This is a genomic window from Mesorhizobium sp. BH1-1-5 (assembly GCF_020165615.1).
Lineage (GTDB): Bacteria > Pseudomonadota > Alphaproteobacteria > Rhizobiales > Rhizobiaceae > Mesorhizobium.
On record NZ_JAIUIM010000001.1, the window covers coordinates 313,793 to 334,701 of the forward strand.

Annotated in this window: 20 protein-coding genes; 12 read left to right on the plus strand and 8 right to left on the minus strand. The window is 64.5% G+C overall.

Features of this window, described 5'->3' with window-relative positions; all coding sequences use genetic code 11:
* Window position 1 precedes the first annotated feature (1 nt).
* Both LB572_RS01620 and LB572_RS01625 read right to left on the minus strand, forming a co-directional pair.
* Window positions 2-970: an electron transfer flavoprotein subunit alpha/FixB family protein gene (locus tag LB572_RS01620; protein WP_224666437.1), complete on the minus strand. Its 969-nt coding sequence runs from the start codon at window positions 968-970 to the stop codon at window positions 2-4.
* 3 nt (window positions 971-973) lie between these two features.
* Complete coding sequence (locus LB572_RS01625) at window positions 974-1,738, minus strand: electron transfer flavoprotein subunit beta/FixA family protein (RefSeq protein WP_140804241.1); 765 nt, start codon at window positions 1,736-1,738, stop codon at window positions 974-976.
* Window positions 1,739-2,030: 292 nt separating this feature from the next.
* Between LB572_RS01625 and LB572_RS01630 the strand changes: the two genes are divergently transcribed.
* From LB572_RS01630 to LB572_RS01675, 10 genes are all read left to right on the plus strand, one after another.
* Window positions 2,031-3,236 carry a substrate-binding domain-containing protein gene (locus LB572_RS01630; protein WP_140804243.1) on the plus strand — a complete coding sequence of 402 codons (1,206 nt, stop codon included), beginning with the start codon at window positions 2,031-2,033 and terminating at the stop codon, window positions 3,234-3,236.
* A gap of 75 nt (window positions 3,237-3,311) precedes the next feature.
* Window positions 3,312-4,850, plus strand: a complete 1,539-nt coding sequence (locus LB572_RS01635) for a sugar ABC transporter ATP-binding protein (RefSeq protein ID WP_224666438.1) — start codon at window positions 3,312-3,314, stop codon at window positions 4,848-4,850.
* Entirely contained in the window at window positions 4,847-5,800 is a 954-nt protein-coding gene (locus LB572_RS01640; RefSeq protein WP_224666439.1) for an ABC transporter permease, read from the plus strand. Before LB572_RS01635 ends, LB572_RS01640 begins: the two co-directional genes overlap by 4 nt.
* The gene (locus LB572_RS01645; protein WP_140804249.1) at window positions 5,800-6,768 is read left to right on the plus strand and encodes an ABC transporter permease; all 969 of its coding nucleotides are present in this window, start codon (window positions 5,800-5,802) and stop codon (window positions 6,766-6,768) included. The genes LB572_RS01640 and LB572_RS01645 overlap by 1 nt, the downstream gene beginning before the upstream one ends.
* A 31-nt stretch (window positions 6,769-6,799) precedes the next feature.
* On the plus strand, window positions 6,800-8,473 hold the full coding sequence (locus tag LB572_RS01650) for a GMC family oxidoreductase (RefSeq protein WP_224666440.1): 1,674 nt from the start codon (window positions 6,800-6,802) through the stop codon (window positions 8,471-8,473).
* A 1-nt stretch (window position 8,474) separates the two neighbouring features.
* Window positions 8,475-8,882: a hypothetical protein gene (locus tag LB572_RS01655; RefSeq protein ID WP_224666441.1), complete on the plus strand. Its 408-nt coding sequence runs from the start codon at window positions 8,475-8,477 to the stop codon at window positions 8,880-8,882.
* Window positions 8,883-8,915: 33 nt separating this feature from the next.
* The gene (locus LB572_RS01660; protein WP_040985791.1) at window positions 8,916-9,293 is read left to right on the plus strand and encodes a carboxymuconolactone decarboxylase family protein; all 378 of its coding nucleotides are present in this window, start codon (window positions 8,916-8,918) and stop codon (window positions 9,291-9,293) included.
* A complete protein-coding gene (locus tag LB572_RS01665; RefSeq protein ID WP_224666442.1) occupies window positions 9,290-10,789 on the plus strand; it encodes an aldehyde dehydrogenase in 1,500 nt (499 codons plus the stop codon). The genes LB572_RS01660 and LB572_RS01665 overlap by 4 nt, the downstream gene beginning before the upstream one ends.
* Before the next feature lie 77 nt (window positions 10,790-10,866).
* Window positions 10,867-11,781, plus strand: coding sequence for an SMP-30/gluconolactonase/LRE family protein (locus tag LB572_RS01670; RefSeq protein WP_224666443.1), 915 nt, complete (start codon window positions 10,867-10,869; stop codon window positions 11,779-11,781).
* Window positions 11,782-11,832: 51 nt separating this feature from the next.
* Window positions 11,833-12,762: a LysR substrate-binding domain-containing protein gene (locus tag LB572_RS01675; RefSeq protein WP_140804257.1), complete on the plus strand. Its 930-nt coding sequence runs from the start codon at window positions 11,833-11,835 to the stop codon at window positions 12,760-12,762.
* Between the two features lie 24 nt (window positions 12,763-12,786).
* Here LB572_RS01675 and LB572_RS01680 read toward each other — a convergent pair whose 3' ends face one another.
* The 5 genes from LB572_RS01680 to LB572_RS01700 all read right to left on the minus strand — a co-directional run bounded on the left by LB572_RS01680 (window position 12,787) and on the right by LB572_RS01700 (window position 18,158).
* Window positions 12,787-14,160, minus strand: a complete 1,374-nt coding sequence (locus tag LB572_RS01680) for an MmgE/PrpD family protein (RefSeq protein ID WP_224666444.1) — start codon at window positions 14,158-14,160, stop codon at window positions 12,787-12,789.
* Window positions 14,161-14,180: 20 nt separating this feature from the next.
* Entirely contained in the window at window positions 14,181-15,146 is a 966-nt protein-coding gene (locus LB572_RS01685; protein ID WP_224666445.1) for an NAD(P)-dependent oxidoreductase, read from the minus strand.
* 14 nt (window positions 15,147-15,160) lie between these two features.
* Window positions 15,161-15,961 (minus strand): N-acyl homoserine lactonase family protein, encoded by an 801-nt coding sequence (locus tag LB572_RS01690; protein WP_224666446.1) that lies wholly within the window; start codon window positions 15,959-15,961, stop codon window positions 15,161-15,163.
* Window positions 15,962-16,118: 157 nt separating this feature from the next.
* Window positions 16,119-16,946, minus strand: a complete 828-nt coding sequence (locus LB572_RS01695) for an SDR family NAD(P)-dependent oxidoreductase (RefSeq protein ID WP_224666447.1) — start codon at window positions 16,944-16,946, stop codon at window positions 16,119-16,121.
* Window positions 16,947-17,117: 171 nt separating this feature from the next.
* Complete coding sequence (locus tag LB572_RS01700) at window positions 17,118-18,158, minus strand: LacI family DNA-binding transcriptional regulator (protein WP_224666448.1); 1,041 nt, start codon at window positions 18,156-18,158, stop codon at window positions 17,118-17,120.
* A 159-nt stretch (window positions 18,159-18,317) separates the two neighbouring features.
* Here LB572_RS01700 and LB572_RS01705 point away from each other — a divergent pair, with 159 nt between their 5' ends.
* On the plus strand, window positions 18,318-18,800 hold the full coding sequence (locus tag LB572_RS01705) for a hypothetical protein (RefSeq protein WP_224666449.1): 483 nt from the start codon (window positions 18,318-18,320) through the stop codon (window positions 18,798-18,800).
* Window positions 18,801-18,818: 18 nt separating this feature from the next.
* The gene (locus LB572_RS01710; RefSeq protein ID WP_224666450.1) at window positions 18,819-19,697 is read left to right on the plus strand and encodes an N-acyl homoserine lactonase family protein; all 879 of its coding nucleotides are present in this window, start codon (window positions 18,819-18,821) and stop codon (window positions 19,695-19,697) included.
* Between the two features lie 107 nt (window positions 19,698-19,804).
* Here LB572_RS01710 and LB572_RS01715 read toward each other — a convergent pair whose 3' ends face one another.
* Complete coding sequence (locus tag LB572_RS01715) at window positions 19,805-20,587, minus strand: SDR family NAD(P)-dependent oxidoreductase (RefSeq protein WP_224666451.1); 783 nt, start codon at window positions 20,585-20,587, stop codon at window positions 19,805-19,807.
* Window positions 20,588-20,909 lie beyond the last annotated feature (322 nt).

Genomic DNA, 20,909 nt, shown 5'->3' on the forward strand with positions numbered 1-20,909 from the left:
ATCAGCGGCCGGACGCCGCCTGCAGCCGCTCGCTCAGATTGGCGACGAGATCGAACAGGTCGCAGGTCGCGCCGAAATGCGCGACATTGAAGATCGGCGCCTTGGGATCGGTGTTCACGGCGATGATGAGATCCGACTTCGACATGCCTTCGAGATGCTCCGGGGCGCCGGAAACGCCGAGCGCGAGATAGAGCTTCGGCTTGACCTTCTGGCCGGATTTGCCGACCTGCCGCACCTTGGGCAGCCAGCCGCTGTCCACCACCGGGCGGCTGCCCGCGATCTCCGCGCCAAGGATGTCCGCCAGCCCGCGCGCTATATCGATGCTGGCCTCGTCGCCGATGCCGCGGCCGACGCAGACGATCCGCTCGGCCGTCGTGAGGTCGACGCTGTCATAGCTGGGAACATCGACGCCGACGAGACGAACCTTGCCCTCGGCCACCACGGCCGTGGCATCGGAATGTTGCACCTTGGATGCATCTACGGCACGCCGTTCCGCCTCGGCGAAGGCGCCGGGATTGACCATCAGGATGGCCGGCAGGGGCACGCTGCATTCCGCCAGGATCTTGCCGCCATAGACCTGCGCGACGACCGTCAGCCGGTCTCCGTCGCGGCGAATTTCGTTGACATAGGAGACCAGCGGCCAACCGGTGCGCGCCGCGAGATCGCCGGCGACGTCGAGCCCATTGGCGGAGTAGGGCACCAGCACAAGGTCGGGCTCCTCGGCTGCAACGGTATCCCTAAGCAGCCGCGCATAGGATTCGGCGGCGATAAGTTCGGCATTGCCGGCGCTCGCAGCGACAAGCCTGTCGGCGGCGCCGAGGTTTGCGATAGCGGGCTCCAGTTCCTGGCCGGCAAAGAAAGCGACAACCTCGTCGCCGGCTACGCCAGCGCCGCGCGCTGCCGCGATCATTTCCAGTGAAAACGGCTCGAGCTTGCCAAATGAGCCTTCCGTGCAGGCGACAATCCGCATCGCTTAAACTCCTGCAAAGCCTTTGGCCGCCAGGATGCTGGCCAGCCTCTCGGCGACATTTTCGGGGTTGTCTCCCAGGTTTTCGCCGGTACCGCGTTGGCCAGGCAGCCTTAGCGCGACGATCTCGGCCGATCTTTCGAACCCGGCAGGTTCGGACGGTGCCTTGCCTATGGCCGTCTTCGAAGCCTCTCTGAGCTTGCTGCCCGAAACATAGCGCGGTGCCTTGGAGGCGGTCTGCACGCCGATCACCGCCGGCAGCGCAATCTCGTAGGTCGCGGCAATGCCGCCGCCTCGCTCTTGCGTCACGCGAAGGGCCGAGCCTTCGATGCCGAGCCTGCTCGACCCGGAAACATGCGGCCAGCCGAGCAGGGTGCCTGCATAAGGCACGAGCTGGCCGAACAGATCCTCGGTCGACTGGACGCCGCAAAGGACGAGGTCGGCGGCCTTGGAGCGGGCGAGCGCAACGATCGAGCTGGCAATCGCGCGCGACTCGATTATACCATCCCCCTCGGCCTCGAGCGCGACCGCCTCGTCCGCGCCGCGGGCAACCGCCATCTGCAGCACACGGTTGCTTCCCTCGCCGATGGCGACGGCCACGACTGTGGCGCCGACGGCTTCCTTCAAAAGGATCGCCTCTTCCAGCGCATGGTCATCGAAATCGTTGAGCTGGAAATCCAGCCATTCGCGGTCGATGCCGCGTCCGTCGCTCGTCAGTTCGAGCTCGCCCGCGGAATCCGGAATCATTCGCAGCACAACGAGAATTTTCAAGGGTCGATCCTCCCCGGGCGTACCTCAGGCTCCCGGTACCTGTGGCCTATTAGATCGCAACCGTTGCCGTGCCCAATCGAGAAAATCGTAATAGCAGCTATTACAACTCAGGTGATTGACCTTCGCGGCGATGCGGCTGCTAATCCGAAGCGTTGGGAGACTTGGGCAATCGGTTGTCGCCGGGTGCTTTGTATTTTTCTATATAAAATACGAAATAGACTATAAATTTTCCAATTTTTACTTGGGGTAGGAGCAATCGGCATCCAAAAAAGGTGCCAAGGAGGAGGAAAGTATGACTATAAAGAGCATCTTCGATCAAAAAATATCTCGTGCGAGCTTCATCCGAAAGGCACCTGCTGCCCTGGCGGCCGCCGGCGCCGTTTCGACCCTGGGGCTCGGCGCGACTGCCCCCGCCGCGGCGGAGGAAACCAAGCCGGGTTACTACGGCGTACCACGGACCTGGATCTGGAATCCGAACGCCAACTCGATGGTCGACACCTCCAAGTGGAAGAAGGCAGGGCCTTATACGATCGGCTTCTCCAACGCTTCGATATCGAATGCCTGGCGCGTTGCGTTCCAGCATGGCGTGTTCTGGGCCGCCGGCCAGCATCGCGACGAGATCGCGCATCTTCTGGCGACCGACGCCAATGACGATCCCTCGAAGCAGATCGCCGACATCCAGGACCTGATCAGCCAGGGCGTCGACGTGCTGCTGATCGCCGCCGCCACGGAAGACGCATTGGACTCCGTCGTCGGGCGCGCCATGGAGCAGGGCATTCCCGTCATCATGGTCGACCGCAAGGTGAAGACGGCGAGCAACTACATCACCTACATCACCGCCTCGGACTGGGCGCTCGGCCGCCTGGAGGCCCTGTGGATGTGCGAGACGCTCGGCGGAAAGGGCAACATCGTCATGCTGCCCGGCATCGCCGGCTCAAGCGTCGCCGAAATCCGCATCAAGGCGAATGAAGAGGTGTTCGGCAAGTTCCCCGGCATCAAGGTGCTGGAGAAGCAGTATTGCGACTGGAACCCCGCGACCGGCAAATCGGTGATGGCCGCGCTCATCCAGAAGCACGGCAAGGAGATCAACGGCGTGCTGGCCGACAGCGCGCTGCAGGGCTCGGGCGCCATCCAGGCCTTCCTCGCGGCCGGCTACAAGGATGGTGAAATTCCGCCGATGACCGGTGGCGACATCGCCTTGATGTATCAGCTCGCCTCCCAGCACAACATCAAGATGGTCGGCATCGACTATCCGACCTCGATGGGCATCACCGGCATCGAGACCGTGCTTGACGTCATGAAGGGCATCCCGGTTCCTGAAAAGGTCGAGGTCAGCTTCAACGTTGTGACCTCGCCTGGAGCCGATACGGTTTCGGTCAAGGGCGACCGGCACCTTCTCGATCATGTCAGCATGAGCGACCCGGGCGATCTTTCACCGAGCAACGGCTTGCCGGCCGGATACAATCCGAGCACGTTCAAGCCCGATTATCCGAAGTAAGCCTCCCAGCCTGACAGGGTGTGCGTTCCTTCGGACGCACACCCTGGCGTAACCGGAATTTCGAGCATCGGATAAATGGTCACTCCCGTCATCGAGCTCAGTCGCATCGAGAAGGAGTATCCGGGCGTAAAACCCCTGGACCGGGTGGATTTTGCCGTTCGTCCTGGCGAAATCCACGCTCTTCTCGGCGAGAACGGTGCGGGAAAATCAACCCTCATCCGCGTCATGGGCGGCGCCATCAGGCCGAATGGCGGCAGCATGACCTATCTGGGCAAGCCGGTTTCCTGGCAGTCGCCCAAGCAGGCACGCGCGGCGGGTATCCACGTCATCCACCAAGAACTCGCTCTGTTTCCCGAGCTTTCGGTGGCCGAGAACATCCTGGTCGACGCACAGCCGCGCAACGGCCTGGGGCTGATCTCCGGCCGCGCCCGCCATGCGCGGACAGCCGAGATTCTGTCGCAGCTCGGCGTGAAGATCTCAACCCATGCCAAGATCGACGAATTGCCGCTGGCCGACCAGCAGATGGTCGAGATCGCCAAGGCGCTGGTCGGCGAGGTGAGGCTGCTCGTGCTCGACGAGCCGACAGCCGTGATCTCCGGCCATGAGGTCGATCTCCTGTTCGACAATATGCGGCGGCTGAAGCGCGAAGGCGTCGGCATCGTCTATGTCTCGCACCGGTTGGAAGAGATCTTCGAGATCGCCGATCGCGTGACGATCCTGAAGGACGGGCAGGTGGCGGGCACTGGCCCGGTCGGCGATCTGACGCGCGACGAGATGATCACCAAGATGGTCGGGCGGCGCCTCGAGCAGATCTATCCTGCACGCCGCAAGGCGCCGGCCAGCGGGCCGGATATCCTGAAGGTGAGCAACCTTCGCGCCGGCCACCGCGTGCGCGATGTCAGCATCGCGGTCAAGCCGGGCGAGGTCGTCGGTATTGCCGGCATGGTCGGCTCGGGCCGCACCGAAGTGGCGGAGGTCATCTTCGGCACGCGCGACCTCGACGGCGGCACGATCGAGTTCGAGGGCAGGCGGCTCGATCGGCGCATGCCGCGCGAGGCGATCCGCAACGGCGTCGGATTCCTGACCGAGAACCGCAAGGACGAGGGGCTCTTCCTCGGTCTGCCCATCTCGGCCAATGTCATGGCGCCCGATCTGGCCGGCGTCACCAGACGAGGCTTGATCGACCGGCGCGGCGAGCGCGAAATCGCGCTCGAGCAGATACGCAACTTCGCGGTGGCAGCACCCTCGCCGGAGGTCAAGGTCGGCAATCTTTCCGGCGGCAACCAGCAGAAGGTGCTGTTCGGCCGCTGGTCGCGTATTGCCAGCAAGCTGCTCATCCTCGACGAGCCGACGCGCGGCGTCGACATCGGCGCCAAGGTCGAGATCTACCGTATCGTGCGCAACCTGGCGGAGCAGGGGGTCGGCATTCTCATGATCAGCTCCGAGCTGCCGGAGATCATCGGCCTGTCGGACCGCATCTTCGTGATGTCGCAGGGCCATGTCGCGGGCGAGATCGACGGCGCGTCCGCCACCGAAGAGGCGATCATGGATCTCGCCGTGCGCTCGATCGACCGGCGCGAGGGCAAGGCGGCCCGGCTGGAGCAGGTCGCATGAGTGCCGTCGTCGCCGAATTCCGCCGCAACCGGCTTTCGCTGTCCTATGTGATCGTGGTGGCGTTGCTCATCCTGCTCGTCGTGGCGGGCGGCTTCCTGTCCGACCGGTTCCTCACCTGGCGCAACTTCGGCAACCTGTTCCAGCAGCTCGTCGTGCTGGGCATGGTCAGCCTCGGCCAGACATTCGTGGTGCTCCTGGGCGGCATCGACCTTGCCGTCGGCTCGCTGGTCAGCGCATCGACCGTCTTCATCGCGCATTTCCTCGAATGGCGGCCGGACCTGCTCTGGCTGGCCCTGCCGCTGGCCCTCGTCGCCGCGACGGCGATCGGCGCGCTCAACGGCCTGCTCACCATCGTGCTGCGCGTCCATCCGCTGATCGTCACGCTCGGCATGTCGTCGATCATCTTCGGCGGCACGCTGATGTACAACAAGGAGCCGGGCGGATCGGTCCCGCGCGGGCTGGCCGACTTTTCCTACGCGAAGCTGTGGGGCATCCCGGCGACGGCGATCGTCCTCGTCGCGATCTTCGCCCTTGCCGGCCTTTGGCTCCAGCGCTCGCGCTCGGGCCGCAGCATCTATTTCGTCGGCGGCGACCGCGAGGCGGCGCGGCTGAATGGCCTGCCGGTGAACCGCATCGTGGTCATGGCCTACGCGCTGTCGGGCCTGTGCGCCGGGCTCGCGGCAATCTTCCTGACCGCCCGCACCGGCGTCGGCGATCCGCGCATCGGCGCCGCCTTGACGCTGCAATCGATCACGCCGGTGGTTGTCGGCGGCACGGTTCTCGCCGGCGGGCGCGGTGGCGTCCTCGGCACGCTGCTCGGCGTGCTCCTGGTGACGATGCTCAACAATTTGCTGAACTTCCTCAACGTGTCTTCCTACTACCAGTGGGTGATCCAGGGCCTGATCATCATCATCGCCGTCAGCATCCACACCACGAGGCGGAGGCAGTGATGGCACCGCTGGAGACACCGCTGCCCCGGCCCAGAAGCGTGTCCGCCGCGTCGGTTTTCGAGCGCTATGGATTGATCGTCTTCTTCGTCGCGCTGTTGCTGGTCGCGGCCGCGCTCTCGCCCACCTTCCTGCGGCCGGCCAATCTGGTCAACGTGCTCACCATCGCTGCGCCGCTCGGCATGGTGGTCGTCGGTCAGACCTTCGTCATCCTGGTGCGGGGGCTCGACCTGTCGGTCGCCTCGCTGATGGCGACGGTGGCCGTGCTTGCAACCGCGTTCAAGGCGACGACCAACGATGCCATCCCGCTGATCTTCGTGGCGGCGATCGCCTTCTCCGCCGTCGTCGGCCTCGTCAACGGCTGGCTGGTCGCCAAGCGCAACGTCAGTCCGTTCCTTGCCACGCTGGCCATGATGATCATCCTGCAGGGCGTCCGCTTTGCCTATACGGGCGGCGCGCCGATCAGCACGCTGCCGCCGGGCATGGGCTTTCTCGCGTCGGGCCGCATCCTCGGCATCCCGGTCAACCTGATCACCCTGGCGCTGCTGGCCATCGTTTTCGGCGTCGTGCTGCACCGGTCGCGCCTCGGGCGCGAGATATTCATGGTGGGCAGCAATCCCAAGGCGGCTTTTCTTAACGGTGTCGCGCCCGATCGCGTCATCATCCTCTGCTATGTCATCTGCTCGGTCTGCGCCGGCATAGGCGGGCTGTTCCTGCTCGGTTATGTCGGGACGGTCTCCAACTGGGTCGGCCAGGGCTACGAGCTCGACTCGATCGTCGCGGCGGTCATGGGCGGCGTGGCGCTGACTGGCGGACGCGGCAACATCTTTGCCGCGCTGCTTGGCGTCGCGGTGCTGGTCGTCATCAACAATCTGGTGCTTTTGCTGGGCTTTCCGATCGAGATGCAGCTCATCATCAAGGGCATCATCATCATAGGCGCGGCTGCGTTCTACCGCACGCGGCTCGCATGAGCCGGTCGCCAGCCATCGAGGGAGGTATCAAATGAATGTCGAGAGCCTGAGCGAACGTGGCGCCCGCGCGCGGCGCGACGAGGAAGTGGATGTCGCCATCGTCGGCGCCGGGCCTTCGGGCTCGGTCGCAGCGCTCCATCTCGCGCGTGCCGGCCTCTCGGTGGTCGTGCTGGAGCAGGGCGAATGGCCTGAATACAACGACTACACGGGCGCCCGACCGGAGCATGAGCTGGTCAGCACCAAGCTGTGGCACCCCAACCCGAACGTGCGCGACAACCCGAACGACTATCCGGTCGATACCTCGACCACGGATATCAACCCGCTGATGTTTGCCGGCGTCGGCGGCAGCGCCACGCTCTACGGTGCGCAGTGGATGCATTTCCTGCCCTCCGATTTCCGCGTCCGGTCGCTCGACGGCGTGGCCGAAGACTGGCCTTTCACCTATGAGGATCTGCTCCCCTACCAGCTCGAGATCGAGCGCGAGGTCGGCGTGTCCGGCCTTGCCGGCGACCCGGCGTTTCCGCCGCGGGGACCATATCCCTTCCCGGCGCTGCCGATCGGCTCCGTCGGTCTGCGCGGCGCGCTCGGCATGGAGCGCATGGGCTGGCACTGGTGGCCGGGCAGCAACGCGATACCGTCCGAAAAATTCGGCGAGTTGAACGCCTGCGTGCGGCGCGGCACCTGCCTCACCGGCTGCCCCGAAGGCGCGAAGTCGACCACCGACCGCTCGCACTGGCCGCTTGCGCTCAAGGCCGGAGCCCGGCTCGTCACGCGCGCTCGCGTCAAGGAGGTCGAGACCAACGAGCAGGGGCTGGCCACCGGCGTCGTCTATGTCGACGCCAACGGCCGCGACCGGCGCCAGCGCGCCAAGGTCGTCATCCTGTGCGCCAACGGCGTCGGCACGCCGCGGCTGCTGCTGATGTCGGGCGGAGCGAAGAACCCGGACGGGCTTGCCAACTCTTCCGGCATGGTCGGCAAGCGGCTGATGATGCATCCCTTCGCCAGCATCCTTGCCTCCTATGAGGACCCGCTGGACTCCTGGCGCGGCCCGTTCGGGCAGCAGGTCTACTCGCTCGAATTCTACGAGAGCGACGAGCGGCGCGGCTTCGTGCGCGGATCGAAATGGAACTGCATGCCGTCCGGCGGCCCGGTCGGCATGTCGGGCGCCATCGGCTCCAAGGTCTATGTCGCCGAAGAGGGACGCTTCCAGGATTTCTGGGGCGCCAACCTGCACGAGAACGTCGCCCGCCGCTTCGGTCATTCGCTGATCTGGGGCATCGTCGGCGAGGATCTGCCGGAAGAGGACAACCAGGTGGTGCTGTCCAAGGACCTTGTCGATTCCGACGGCCTGCCGGCGCCGCAGATCGTCTACAAGGTCAACGAGAACTCGAACCGCCTGCTTCAGTTCAACATCGACCGTTGCCTGGAATCGGTCCATGCCGCCGGCGCCATCGAGACGCTTGTTTCAACACCGGTGCGCGAATCCGGCTGGCACCTGATCGGCACGACCGTCATGGGCGACGATCCGAAGCGCTCCGTCGTCGATCAGTGGGGCGCCTGCCATGATGTGCCCAACCTCTATATCATGGACGCCTCGACCTTCCCGACCTCGGGAGCGACGAACCCGACCGCGACGATCATGGCTGTGGCGCTGCGCAACACGCGCCGCATGATCGCCGAACGGCGCAACCAGAAGGTCGCCTGAGATGAGCAAAGACAAGACTTTCCTCGCCCTGGCGGATTTCCTCATTCCGGCGCATGGCGACATGCCGGCGTTCGGCTCGGTCTGCGGCTTCGCCGATGCTCAGAAGGCGCTCGATTTCCGCGTCGACCTCAAGGAGGGGTTCAATCGCGGGCTCGACGCCGATCCGGCATTGAGCGCGGAAGCGCATCTCGAGAAGCTCAACAAGGAAGACGGCGCCGCCTTCTCGGCCGTCACGACGATCGCCATCTGCACCTACTACATGAACCCGCGCGTGCGCGAGTTGCTCGGCTATCCCGGCCAGGAAAGCGTGCAATACGATTCCAAGGCCACCCAGATCTACCTAACCGACGGTTCGCTCGGCCGTGTGCTGGCGCGCGGTCGCAAATACCGGCCGACACCCGGCCTCTGATCCCTCCCAAGCAGACCAGAAAGGAATAACCCCATGGGTAAGGACATGTTCGACAAGGGCTTCGAAATCCGCAAGGCGGTGCTCGGCGCCGAGTTCGTGGAGAAATCTTTTGCCAGCGCCGACGATTTCAATCGTCCCATGCAGGAGCTGGTGACCGAATATTGCTGGGGCGCCGTATGGGGCCGCGAGACGCTCGACCGCAAGACGCGCAGCATGCTGAACCTCGCCATGCTGGCTTCTCTCAACCGGCCGCACGAATTGAAGATGCACGTCAAGGGCGCGATCCGTAACGGCGTCACCAAGGACGAGATCCGCGAGGTGCTGCTGCAGGTCGCGATCTATGCCGGCGTGCCGGCCGGCGTCGACGCTTTCCGCAATGCCCGCGAGGCCCTGCAGGAAATCGGCGCATGATCCAGCGTCCGCCGCTCGCCGAGGACAAGCTTGCCATGCTGATCGGCGGCCGTTGGGCCGCCGCGGCGTCGGGCGAGTATTTCGAGTCCTTCGATCCCTTCACCGGCAAGGCCTGGGCGCTCGTTCCGCGCGCCGGCGTCGCCGATGTCGATGCGGCCGTCGAGGCCGCTTCACAGGCCTTCCGGGGGGAATGGCGGTCGATGACGGCGAGCGCGCGCGGCCAGATCATGTCGCGCTTTGCCGACCTCGTCGCCGAGGAGGCGGAAAACCTCGCCGTCCTCGAGACGCGGGACAACGGCAAGCTCATCAACGAAATGCGGATGCAGTGCAAATACATCCCGCAATGGTTCCGCTTCTTCGGCGGGCTGGCCGACAAGATCGAGGGACGCGTCATCCCGATCGATAAGCCCGGCGTCTTCAACTACACCAAGCTCGAGCCTCTGGGCGTCGTGGCGGCGATCACGCCATGGAACTCGCCGCTGATGCTCGCGACTTGGAAGCTGGCGCCGGCGCTGGCCGCTGGCAACACCGTCGTATGGAAGCCTTCGGAATTCTCGTCCGTCTCGGCGCTCTTCTTCGGAAGACTGTTCGAGAAGGCGGGCTTCCCGAAAGGTGTCGTCAACATCATAACCGGCTTCGGCCACGAGATCGGCGACCGCATGGTCACGCATCCGAGGGTGGCGAAAGTCGCCTTCACCGGCGGCGACGCCACCGGCCGGCGCGTCTACCAGGCCGCTGCCAGTGGACTGAAGAAGGTGACACTGGAGCTTGGCGGCAAATCGGCGAACATCGTCTTCGCCGACGCCAAGCTGGAGGCCGCGATCCCCGGGCTGGTCTCGGGCATCTTCGCGGCGACCGGCCAGACCTGCATCGCGGGCTCGCGCGCGCTGGTGCAGCGCTCCGTCTACGACCAGGTGGTCGAAAAGCTGGTGGCGTTCGCGAAAACCGCCAGGATCGGCGACCCGCTCGACCCCGACACGCAGGTCGGGCCGATCACGACGCAGCCGCAACGCAAGAAGGTCCTCGACTATATCGGCATCGCCCGGGACGAGGGCGCCCAGCAGCTTCTCGGCGGCAAGGTACCCGAGGACAAGGCGATCGCCGATGGCTGGTTCGTCGAGCCGACCATCTTCGGCAATGTCAGCCAGTCGATGCGCATCGCCCAGGAAGAGGTCTTCGGCCCGGTTCTGTCGATCATTCCGTTCGAGGACGAGGATGAAGCCGTCGCCATCGCCAATGACAGCATCTACGGCCTCGCCGCCGGATTGTGGACGCAGGATATCGGGCGTGGAATCCGGCTGCCGGACCGGCTGGAGGCCGGCATCGTCTGGGTCAACATGTACCGCGCGACGAGCTATCTCTCGCCCTTTGGCGGCTACAAGCAGTCGGGCTTCGGCCGGGAAAACGGCCGCACCGCCATCTACGAATATCTCCAGGAAAAGAGCGTCTGGATCGACGCCGGAAACTCCATTCCGGCCCCGTTCGTCCAGCGCTGAATATTGGCGGGTCGGAGGGTCCACCGTCCGGTTCGCCAATCCAGATCATTGCCATCCGCCTATAAGCGAGACCGCCGATGTCCTGCTATGAGATCATCGATCCGCGCTTCGGCGACCTTATCGATCCGGTCGCCTTTCTCGAAACGCTGCACACCGGCAACCGCTGGGCGGAGGGGCCGGTTTATTTCGCCGACCTGCGCACGCTGGTCTGGAGCGATATCCCCAACGACCGCATGCTGCGCTGGGACGAGGAGACCGGCGCGGTTTCGCTGTTCCGCGGCAACGTGGCCAATCCGAACGGCAGCACCCGCGACCGCGAAGGCAGGCTCGTCACCTGCATGCAGGGCGAACGCCGCGTCGTGCGCACCGAATGGGACGGCTCGATCACCGTGCTCGCGGACTCCTTCGAGGGAAAGCGGCTCAATTCGCCGAACGACGTGGTGGTCAAGTCGGACGGCAGCATCTGGTTCACCGATCCCAATTACGGCATCATCTCCGACTATGTCGGACGCCGGGCCGATCAGGAGCAGCCCAGCTGCCGCGTCTACCATATCGATCCGCAATCCGGCCGCGTCACCGTCGTCGCCGATGATTTCTCGATGCCCAACGGCCTTGCCTTCTCGCCGGACGAGAAGACGCTCTACATCGCCGATTCCGGTTATCTGACCGATCGCAGCGCGCCGCATCACGTCAGGTCGTTTGACGTTGCCGGCGACAGGCTGGTAAATTCGCGCGTGTTCGCCGAAATATCGCCGGGCATTCCGGACGGGTTCCGGGTCGATATCGCCGGCAACCTGTGGATCAGCGCCTGGGACGGCGTCCAGTGCCACACGCCGGCCGGTGAATTGATCGGCAAGATCCTGGTGCCGGAAATGGTGGCGAACGTCGTATTTGGCGGTGCGCGGCACAATAGGCTGTTCATCACGGCGACGACGTCGGTCTATGCCGTGTTCCTGAACGTGCGCGGCCTGAAATATCCGTTCCGCACGTAGGTCGAAAGCTTCGGGCAAAGCACCGCCCGGCGGCGGGTTGGATGGTTTGAGTTGGACACGAAGCAGTTACAGGTCTTCATCGCGGTCGGCTCGGCGGGCAGCTTCTCGAAGGCAGCCCTCGATCTCAACGTCACCCAACCGATGATCACGCGCCATATCCGCGGGCTCGAGGAGGAACTGGGCGTCGAATTGTTCCACCGCAACGGCCGCGGCGTGGTGATGACCGAAGCCGGGGCGCTCCTGAAATCGCATGCCGACGAAATCGTCGAGCGCATGCGGCTTGCGCAGAATGCGGTGTCCAACTTGCGGGCTTCGCCGCGCGGCAGGCTGGTGCTCGGCGTTCCGCCTTCCGTCGGCACGGTGCTGACGGTGCCGCTGGTCAAGAAGATCAAGAACGAGTTCCCGAACGTCGCGCTGCAGGTCATCGAAGGGTTCAGCGGCCACATCCTCGAATGGCTGATAGCCGGCCGCATCGACGCGGCGGTGCTCTACAACTCGCCCAACCACCCTTCGGTGCTGACCGAGCCGCTCGCCGATGACGAGCTTTTCCTGATCGGCCCGGCGCTGGCCGAACCTCTGCTGCCGCGCGGCCCGGTGAGCCTCGGCGTGCTTGCCGAACTGCCGATGATCCTGCCGAGCCGGCCGCATGGCCTGCGGCGGCTGATCGACAACATCGTCGCCGAGCATGGCATCTATCCGCGCATCGAGATGGAATTGGAGGCGATGCCGTCGACGCTGCTGCTTGTCGAGGAGGGCGGCGGCTATACGGTTCTGCCCTATGCTTCCGTGCATCTGCTTGCCGAAGCCGGCCGCATCGAGGTCTGGCCGTTCGAGCCGCAGATCACGCGCAAGCTGATCCTTGCGACGTCGTCGCAGAAGCCGATGTCCTCGACGTTCCGTCCGCTGTTCCGCGCCGTGCGCACGGAGCTGCGAGACATCATCTCCACCCATGTCTGGAAGCCGCCGCAGCACAATCGCTAAGGTCGGGCAAAGCGGCTGCCGTAGCTATGCGGCCGGCCGGGCCAGCGCCATGATCGAACCGACGTCGCCGGCATCGCGCAGCGCCCACAGCCTCTCGGCCAGCACGCCGGCATCGATCGCCGGGCAGCCATAGCGGGCGAGGGCGGAGAATTTGTCGCTAAGAGCGGCATCCGTCATCGGCCGCGCCGGACTTCCGGTCGCGGCCAACTCGTTCGTCTCGAAACGCGACCCGTCGCTGCAGTGGACCGAAATGTATGCCGCCTCGACCGGAATGGCCTCGTCTATCTCGATCGGGCGCACCTTGGCGCGCAATGCTTTCACATCAGGATCGTTCACTGCCGCGTCGCTGAAATCGGCCGCGCCCGCCGTGCCGCGCAGCAGGGCGGCGGCGACCGCATGCTGCGCGCTGACCTGCGCCTCCCGGCCCGTGGTGACGTCTGGCCTGTCCGCGCGCGCCTTGAGCAGCGGGCAGCCGCGCACCGTGATGTCGCTGACAAGGGCGGCGGAGAAATCAGGCGTTCGGCGCAGCTTGAGGCAAGCGTCGATGACGGGGTTGAGCACCACGCCGCAAGGATATGGCTTGAACATGTTGCGCAGGTTTTCCCAGTCGCTGCCCAGTCCCCGCTCGATCAGCTCAGGCTTAGGCGCGTCGCATACCACCTTGAGGAAGCCGCGCGGACCTTCGAGGGGCATTGGAGGTCCTTCGACCCCGCCCTGCGCCATCAGCGCCGCTAGCAGGCCTCCGCGCGCGGCGGTGCCGACGCCGACGCTCTTCGCCATGAAGCCCAGTGTCTCGACGAGGCCCGATGCCTGGGCGGACGCATTGCCGAAGGCCCAGAGGATTTCCTCCTCGCTGAGATCGAGAAGCTTCGCCGCGGCGGCGGCGGCGCCGAAGATCCCGCAGGTCGAGGTGATGTGCCAGCCGCGATTGTAGTGACCCGGCGAGATCGCGTTGCCGATCCGGCAGGTTACTTCCACGCCGAGAACGAAGGCATGCAGAAGCTCAATCCCGCTGACCGGCCGGGCTTCGGCCAGGGCCAGCACGACGGGCGCCACGGGCGCGGTCGGGTGGATGATCGTGCCCTGATGGGTGTCGTCGAAATCGAACACGTTCATCGACGCCGCGTTGAGGAACGCCGCGGTCGGCGCGTCCTGCCGCGCACCCTGACCGATCACGGTCGCGGCTGCCCCGGCGGAGAAGGGCGCGAGGCTCGCTGCAAGGCGCAGGATCGCCTGGTCGGAGGAACCTCCAAGCGCGGTCCCGAAGCCGTTGAAGAGGGCGCGCAGCGCATGCTCGCGTACCGGTTCGGGCACGTCGCTCCATTGCGAATTGCGCACGAACGCCGCAAGCCGGCGCGACAGGCCCGGAGCAATCGCCTGGGGGGAATTGGCGCTCATCGTGTGTGTTCCGGTTGCTATCAGGCCTGGGTTTTCTTGCCGGCGACCGTCACGCCGGCCCAACCTTCGATCGGCTTGATGATTTCGGTGAGGTCCGCATCGGCGCCGAGGTCGCTCTTTGCCACGGTCAGCAACTGCCGCACCGCGCCGCCGACGATCATCGGCACGCCCAGCGCGTCGCTCTCTTCGAGACAGAGGCGGATGTCCTTGGCGGACAGCCCGATGGCGAAGCCAAAATCGAAGCCGCGGGTAAGGACGAATTTCGGGATCTTCGTCAGCGTCGCATTGGAACTGCCGCTGCCTGAATTGATGACCTCGAGCATGACGTCCGGATCGAGCCCGGCCTTGGTGCCGAGCACGAGCGCTTCGGAAGCGATCGACAAAGCCGTCACCGACATCAGGTTGTTGATCACCTTGATCATCTGGCCCATGCCCGGCTCCAGGCCGACATGGACCGGTTTGCCGAGCGTTTCGAGGACGGGGCGGATCGTTTCCATCGTCGCCTCGTCGCAGGCGGCCATCATCGCCAGCGTTCCTTTTTCAGCGCCGCCCACGCCGCCGCTCACCGGGCAGTCGGCCATAGCGATACCGGCAGCCTTGAGGCCGCTCGCGACGAGACGCTCCGTTCGCGGACCGGTGGTCGATAGGTCGATGACGATGCTTGCGCCCTTGACGGAGGTGAGCCCGTCAGGACCGAGGCAAACGGCCTGCACGATCTCCGGCGTCGGCAGCGAAAGCAACACCACGTCGCAGCTCTTAGCCAGCTCGGCGGGGGTCGCTGCCTTGCCGGCGCCCAGAGCGGCCAACGCCTCGACGGCGGCGGCATTCGTGTCATAAACGCTGACGCCGTAGCCGGCCGCCATCAGGCGCTTCGCCATCGGCGTTCCCATCCTGCCGGCGCCAGCCAGGCCGAGCTTGAGATTGTTCATTGTCGTCTCCATGCGATTGTGACGAACGCCCCGAGGTTTTCGACCGTCAGGGGGCATCGATCATAAGGCGCTCACGGCGCCCCGGGGATAGGGTCGAGGTCGAGGCGCACGATGTCGTCCACGCCCGCCAGCGCGGCGGGATAGCGGGCGAGCACCAGCGGATCGTGGCCCGGAATGATGTGGTTCGGCGTGCTGGCGAGCTTACGCATGGTGGCGTAGCCGTCCAGCATGTCGGTCGCGCTCTCCAGCACCGGGAAAGGCCGGTTCTGCTCGAAATTGGCGTAGAAATGCGAGGCGTCGGAGCCGAGCACCACAAAGCCGCGTTGCGTCTTCACCCGTATCACCTGCAGGCCTTTCGAGTGACCGCCGACGCGATGAACGGTGAGGTTCGGGGCGACTTCGGAGACGCCATCGTGGAAAGTCACGCGCCCGGCATAGAGCTTGCCGATCATGCTGGCCACGTCCTCATAGTCGAACGGATGCCTGAGATAGTTGTGGCACATGCAGCGTCCCGTGCAGTAGGCCATCTCCACGTCCTGGACATGGTAGCGGGCCTTCGGGAACAGCTCGTGATTGCCGGCATGGTCGAAATGCATGTGCGAGATGATGACATCCTCGACCTTGTCCGGATCGATGCCGATCATCTTCAGCCCTTCGCCGACGGGTCGCAGCAGATTGCGCTGGCGCCGGTCCGCGACTTTCGCGTCGAAGCCAGTGTCGAACACGAAGGTGCGCGATTTGCCGACGATCGCCCAGACGAAGTAGTCGAGCGGCATCGGGCCGTCGTGCGGGTCGCCGCCGATGAAATTCGCGGCCGCGTTGCGGTCGTGGTGGCCGTAGCGGATGGCGTAGACTTCGTACAGATCGTCCATGGGTGGCTCCGTCTAGAGCAATTCCTGGAAAAGTGTGTAACGGCTTTCCGTATGGAATTGCGTAAAACAAATAGTTAGAGCAGGTCGGCGTTTCCTTGGAACGATGAACTGCTACGGGCATCGCCGGCTGGCGATGCCGGTCTGCTTCAGCGCCGGCTCAACTTGCCAGCCAGCCCGCTTCGACCGGCAGCACGGATCCGGTCATGTCGCGGGCGATCGGGCCGCACAGGAAGACGAGCAGGTCCGAAATGCTCCCGGCGGAGACGAAGTTGCCGCCCGGCTGCTTGCCTTCGAGGAAGAGCCGCTCGGCCGCGGTCCGGTCGATGCGACGCTCCGCCATCAGCCTCTCCACCCGTTCCTCCGTGCCCGGCGTCAGCACCGACCCTGGGCAGAGGCTGTGACAGGTCACGTCGCGATCCAGGTTCTCCAACGCCACGGCGCGGGTCAAGCCGAGGATAGCAGACTTCGTCGTCACATAGCCGACGCGGTCGGTCGTTCCGCGCATGCCGTAGACCGAGGTGATGTTGAAGATCCGGCCGAAATTCCGGTTGCGCATGTTGGGAAGCAGAAGCCGGATGGCATGGAAAGCGGCGGAGAGGTTGACCGCCAGCGCAAGGTCCCACTGCTCGGCCGGGAAATCCATGACCGGCGCGAAGTGCCGGACGACCGCATTGTTGACGAGGATGTCGATCGGACCAAGCACCGACATCGCGGTGCTGATCAGCCCTTCGACCCCCGACCGCGTCGACAGATCGGCCTTGTGGTAGGCAATGCGGGCGCCCGTCTTGCGGGCAAGGTCGTCACGTTGCGCCTCGATCTGCTCGGCGTCTTCCAGCCCGTGCAGCATGACGCTGCATCCGGACTCGGCAAGCCTTGCCGCCATCGCCTGTCCAAGACCGGCGGTAGAACCCGTGATCAAGGCGGTGCATTCGTTGAGCGGCTTCGCCCGGGTGGAGGGCGCTGCCCCCTCGGCTTCTTTCGACAAGCTCAAATCCTGTTCCGCCACTTTGTGAGCATTGCCAAGACCCCTCGCTCCTACCGACAGCCCGCCAGGCACGCGACTGCCGTGCAGGTCTCGACTTTATATTGGTACCGGTAACAAAATGCAATCATGGAAAAGCGGAAAGCGGTGTCGTGCCCCGGTCCCGGGGACAGGTCAGGTGCTCTCGCGCTGGATGACCTCGAACTTGAGGTCGACGACGCTGCCGCGCAAATGGTCGGCGCCGTCGATGATGCGGCTCAAAAGGATTCGCGCTGTACGCTCGCCGATGTCGTAGCGTGGCAGCCGCAAGGTGGTGACGGAAGGGCTGACATGCCGCAACAGGTCGACGTCATCGAAGCTGGCGAGCGCGATGCGGCCGGGGACTGCCCAGTTGCGCCGCTGGCACTCGAACAGCGCGCCGGCGGCCAGAACTTCGCCGGCGCAGAAAAGCGCGTCGACCTCCGGCACGCTCTGCATCACCCGCGCCACGACTTCCGCACCGGCGGCAAGGCCGCGTCCCGTCTCCAGCACCATGCGCGGGTCGGGTTCGTGCCCCAATTGCTTGAGCGCCGCCAGGTATCCTTTCAAGCGGTCCTGGGAGCGGTCATTGTGTACGGAATAGAGACTGGCGAAGGCGATCTTGCGGTAGCCGAGCCTGCCGAGATGCATGGTCATCGCGTAAGAAGCGTCGCGATTTGAATAACTTACGACCATATCGAGCGGTTCTTTGGGGATATTTCCGTTCTCGACAACCGGGATGCCCGACTTGCGGATCTTCTCGATGGCCTGGTGTGTATGCTCCGTGCTGTGCAGGACGAGCCCGCCGACCCGATGGCTGAGGAAGACGGTGATGAGCTCCTCTTCCTCATTGGGATCATATCCCGATTCTGCGATCATCAGCTGGAAACCGGAGCGCTTCAGCACCTCCGACAGGCCCTTGACTGTCTGCGTGTAGATCGAATTGTCGATGCTGGGAACGATCAGCCCGATGGTCGTCGAGCGGTTCGAGGACAGGCTTCCCGCCAGATGGTTCGGCAGGTAGCCGATCTCGCGAACCGCCTTCAGGACCCGCTCGCGCATGTCCTCGGACACCTTGCCTGGCTCGTTCAGCACCCGTGAAACAGTCATGGTGGAGACGCCGGCGCGAACCGCGACGTCGCGCATCCTGGCGCTTCCATTGCGCTTGCTGGTGTCCTCGGATGATCGCCTGGGCATGTTTGTTATCGCTCGGTCCGGCCGGCGCGCATCAAATCACTACCGTGTCGAACAAACAAGCTGTCGGCGTCGGTTGGAGCAATTCTGTTGTTACCGATATCAAAATCGGGTAATGCCCAAAGGAGGAGGACGCCGCGATGCCGGCGTGGAGGATTTGCGATGGGCGTGTATTCCTGCGTCGGCGTGACGGAGCAGTCGCTGTTGCGCTATGCCGATTCGGCGCGTTCGGCGCAGCAATTGATCAGCCAGACCCTGACCCAGCTCTCGGGCTATGCGCTGCTCCTGCTGACGTCGCGCCGCCAGGCGGCGCTGGCCGAGGGCGCCTTGTCCGGCGCAAGGCAGTCTGTCGTGCAAGCGGCCGAAGCCGTTCGCGCGTTGCAGGCGCCGGAGCCGGCCGCGCACCATTATCATCATATGCGCGGTGCTGCCGAGACGCTCATGGAAGCCTGTGCCGCGGCGACGGCCTGCCGCGGGGCGCATGACAGATCGGACAAGCGGTTCGACACGCTGACGCGCGCCTTGCGCGCGACGAGCGATCATCTGCGGGCGACGGCGCGACTGCTGCCGGGTTTCGAACTCATCGATTTCGGCCAGGCCTGCTGCGCCGTCCACGCGCCGCGCCTGCCTGGGCAAGGCATCTAATCTATAAGGGAGGATTGAATGGCTCACTACTCGATCTGGGTGCTCGAATATGCGGCGGTGGAGAAATTCCCCTTCAGCGTCATGATGTACGGGCCGCAGCACCAGGGCACGCGCAAGCTTCCCTATGCCTATGCGCTTCTCAAAGGCGGCGGCGAAACCATCCTGATCGATACCGGTTACGACCATGTTGCCTATGGTGAGCAACTGGCCACCGCCTACGGCGTTTCGAACTACCACGGTCCGCGCGCGGTTCTCGCCGAATGCGGCGTGAAGCCGGAGGACGTGACCAGCGTCTTCATCACCCATGCCCATTTCGACCACATGGGCGCCATGCATTTGTTTCCCAACGCCAAATTCTACGTCCAGAAGAGCGAGCTGGACAAATGGGTCTGGGCGCTCACGCTCGGGCCGGAATACCGCTTCCTGGTGGGCGGCGGCGATCCGGCCGACATCGTGCGCGCGGTCGAAGCGGCGAAGGAAGGCCGCATGATCTGCATCGACGGCGACCAGGAAAACGTGCTGCCGGGGATCGACGTCCATCTCGCCGCCGACACCCACACCTATGGCAGCATGTATGTGACTGTCCGCAACGACGGCACCAGTGGCGGCGAGGACCGCTGGATCTTCGCAGGCGACCTCATCTACACCTACGACAATCTGACCGGGCTCGATCCGGCTGCGCCGCAGATCGTGCCGATCGGCCTTGCCGTGGGCAGCCAGCACAATCTGATCTTCTCCAGCGCCGAGATGCTGAAATCGGTCGGCGGCGAGGTGCGCCGGGTGATCCCGGTGCATGAAGACAGGCTGCGTACCACATTCCCGTCGCGGCTGACGGACAGGGGGCTTCAAGTGGTGGAGATCGCCCTTGCCAAGGGCGAGCAGAGCTGCGTCGGCTAGAGCAATTCCAGGAAAGTGTGCGACGGTTTTCCGTCCGGAATTGCGAAAAAACAAATCCCCAGATGGGGAAGAGCAAGGCTGGGGACTTAGCCTCAGCCTTGAATCTGTCAGAGCTTGTCGGCGCCCGCGACGAAGCCGCCGCCGTCGATCACCACGGCCTGCCCTGTGATGAAGGACGCGGCGTCGGACGACAGGAAAAGCACCAGCTGCGCGATTTCGGACGGGTCGCTGATCCGGCCCATCGGGATCATCGGCAGCACCGTGTCCTTGGCGCTCTGCTCGCTGCCGAACATGCCGCGCAGCAGCGGCGTCATCACCGAGCCGGGCGCAATGGCGTTGACGCGGATGTTCTTGCGCGCGACTTCCAGCGCCACCGAATTGGTGAGGCCGATCACGCCCCATTTGCTGGCGCAGTAGACCGCCGTAGTGGCAAAGCCCATGACGCCGAACAGCGACGAGGTGTTGACGATCGCGCCGCCGCCCTTGGCGGTCATATGCGGGATCTGATGCCTCAGGCCATTGAAGATGCCACGCAGGTTGACATCCATCAGCAGGTCGTAGTCGGCGTCCTCGAGTTCGTGCACCGGGGCGGTCTTACCCGGCACGCCGGCATTGTTGAAGGCGATGTCGATGCGCCCGAAACGCTCGAAGGCATGCTTGTGCAGGGCCGCCATCGCCTTGCTGTCGCGAACGTCGACTTCTTCGAATTCGATCTCGACGCCAAGCGGCTTGACCTCGCCCTTGAGGCTTTCCCCGGTCTCCGCGCCGATGCCGGAAACGTAGAGATTGGCTCCGGCCTTGGCGAAGGCCAGCGCCGTGGCCCGCCCGATGCCGGTCGTCCCTCCGATCAGGATGACGTTCTTGCCGGAAAAGTCATAGGTCACTTTCATGTCTGCTCCCATCTCGTTCGAGCTGTTACGCGCTCGCGGCGCTCTCCATTTCGGCTGCTTCAGCCATAGCCCTAGCTTGATACCGATAACAAGAGAAATCAGCTGAGCAACGCGATCTCGCCCATTTCAAATCACATGTGGCGGCGCAAAGCCGAATTTCGTGGGGCAAGCGATGGTGGCTATTGCCGGTCTGCTAAAACTACCATATGGTACCGGTACCAAGATTAAGCGGCAGACACCTCCGTCTCATGTCGGCTCGCGCGAGCCACAACGGAGTCGTGCATGCAAGCGGCCGATAGGGGCGCCCGACGGACACGGCTAG

Excerpts from the sequence above, each read along its gene's own strand:
- LB572_RS01620 (WP_224666437.1), bottom strand. The coding sequence starts at position 970 with ATGCGGATTGTCGCCTGCACGGAAGGCTCATTTGGCAAGCTCGAGCCG.
- LB572_RS01630 (WP_140804243.1), top strand. The coding sequence starts at position 2,031 with ATGACTATAAAGAGCATCTTCGATCAAAAAATATCTCGTGCGAGCTTC.
- LB572_RS01635 (WP_224666438.1), top strand. The coding sequence starts at position 3,312 with ATGGTCACTCCCGTCATCGAGCTCAGTCGCATCGAGAAGGAGTATCCG.
- LB572_RS01640 (WP_224666439.1), top strand. The coding sequence starts at position 4,847 with ATGAGTGCCGTCGTCGCCGAATTCCGCCGCAACCGGCTTTCGCTGTCC.
- LB572_RS01645 (WP_140804249.1), top strand. The coding sequence starts at position 5,800 with ATGGCACCGCTGGAGACACCGCTGCCCCGGCCCAGAAGCGTGTCCGCC.
- LB572_RS01650 (WP_224666440.1), top strand. The coding sequence starts at position 6,800 with ATGAATGTCGAGAGCCTGAGCGAACGTGGCGCCCGCGCGCGGCGCGAC.
- LB572_RS01655 (WP_224666441.1), top strand. The coding sequence starts at position 8,475 with ATGAGCAAAGACAAGACTTTCCTCGCCCTGGCGGATTTCCTCATTCCG.
- LB572_RS01660 (WP_040985791.1), top strand. The coding sequence starts at position 8,916 with ATGGGTAAGGACATGTTCGACAAGGGCTTCGAAATCCGCAAGGCGGTG.
- LB572_RS01665 (WP_224666442.1), top strand. The coding sequence starts at position 9,290 with ATGATCCAGCGTCCGCCGCTCGCCGAGGACAAGCTTGCCATGCTGATC.
- LB572_RS01670 (WP_224666443.1), top strand. The coding sequence starts at position 10,867 with ATGTCCTGCTATGAGATCATCGATCCGCGCTTCGGCGACCTTATCGAT.
- LB572_RS01680 (WP_224666444.1), bottom strand. The coding sequence starts at position 14,160 with ATGAGCGCCAATTCCCCCCAGGCGATTGCTCCGGGCCTGTCGCGCCGG.
- LB572_RS01685 (WP_224666445.1), bottom strand. The coding sequence starts at position 15,146 with ATGCCCCCTGACGGTCGAAAACCTCGGGGCGTTCGTCACAATCGCATG.
- LB572_RS01690 (WP_224666446.1), bottom strand. The coding sequence starts at position 15,961 with ATGGACGATCTGTACGAAGTCTACGCCATCCGCTACGGCCACCACGAC.
- LB572_RS01700 (WP_224666448.1), bottom strand. The coding sequence starts at position 18,158 with ATGCCCAGGCGATCATCCGAGGACACCAGCAAGCGCAATGGAAGCGCC.
- LB572_RS01705 (WP_224666449.1), top strand. The coding sequence starts at position 18,318 with ATGGGCGTGTATTCCTGCGTCGGCGTGACGGAGCAGTCGCTGTTGCGC.
- LB572_RS01710 (WP_224666450.1), top strand. The coding sequence starts at position 18,819 with ATGGCTCACTACTCGATCTGGGTGCTCGAATATGCGGCGGTGGAGAAA.
- LB572_RS01715 (WP_224666451.1), bottom strand. The coding sequence starts at position 20,587 with ATGAAAGTGACCTATGACTTTTCCGGCAAGAACGTCATCCTGATCGGA.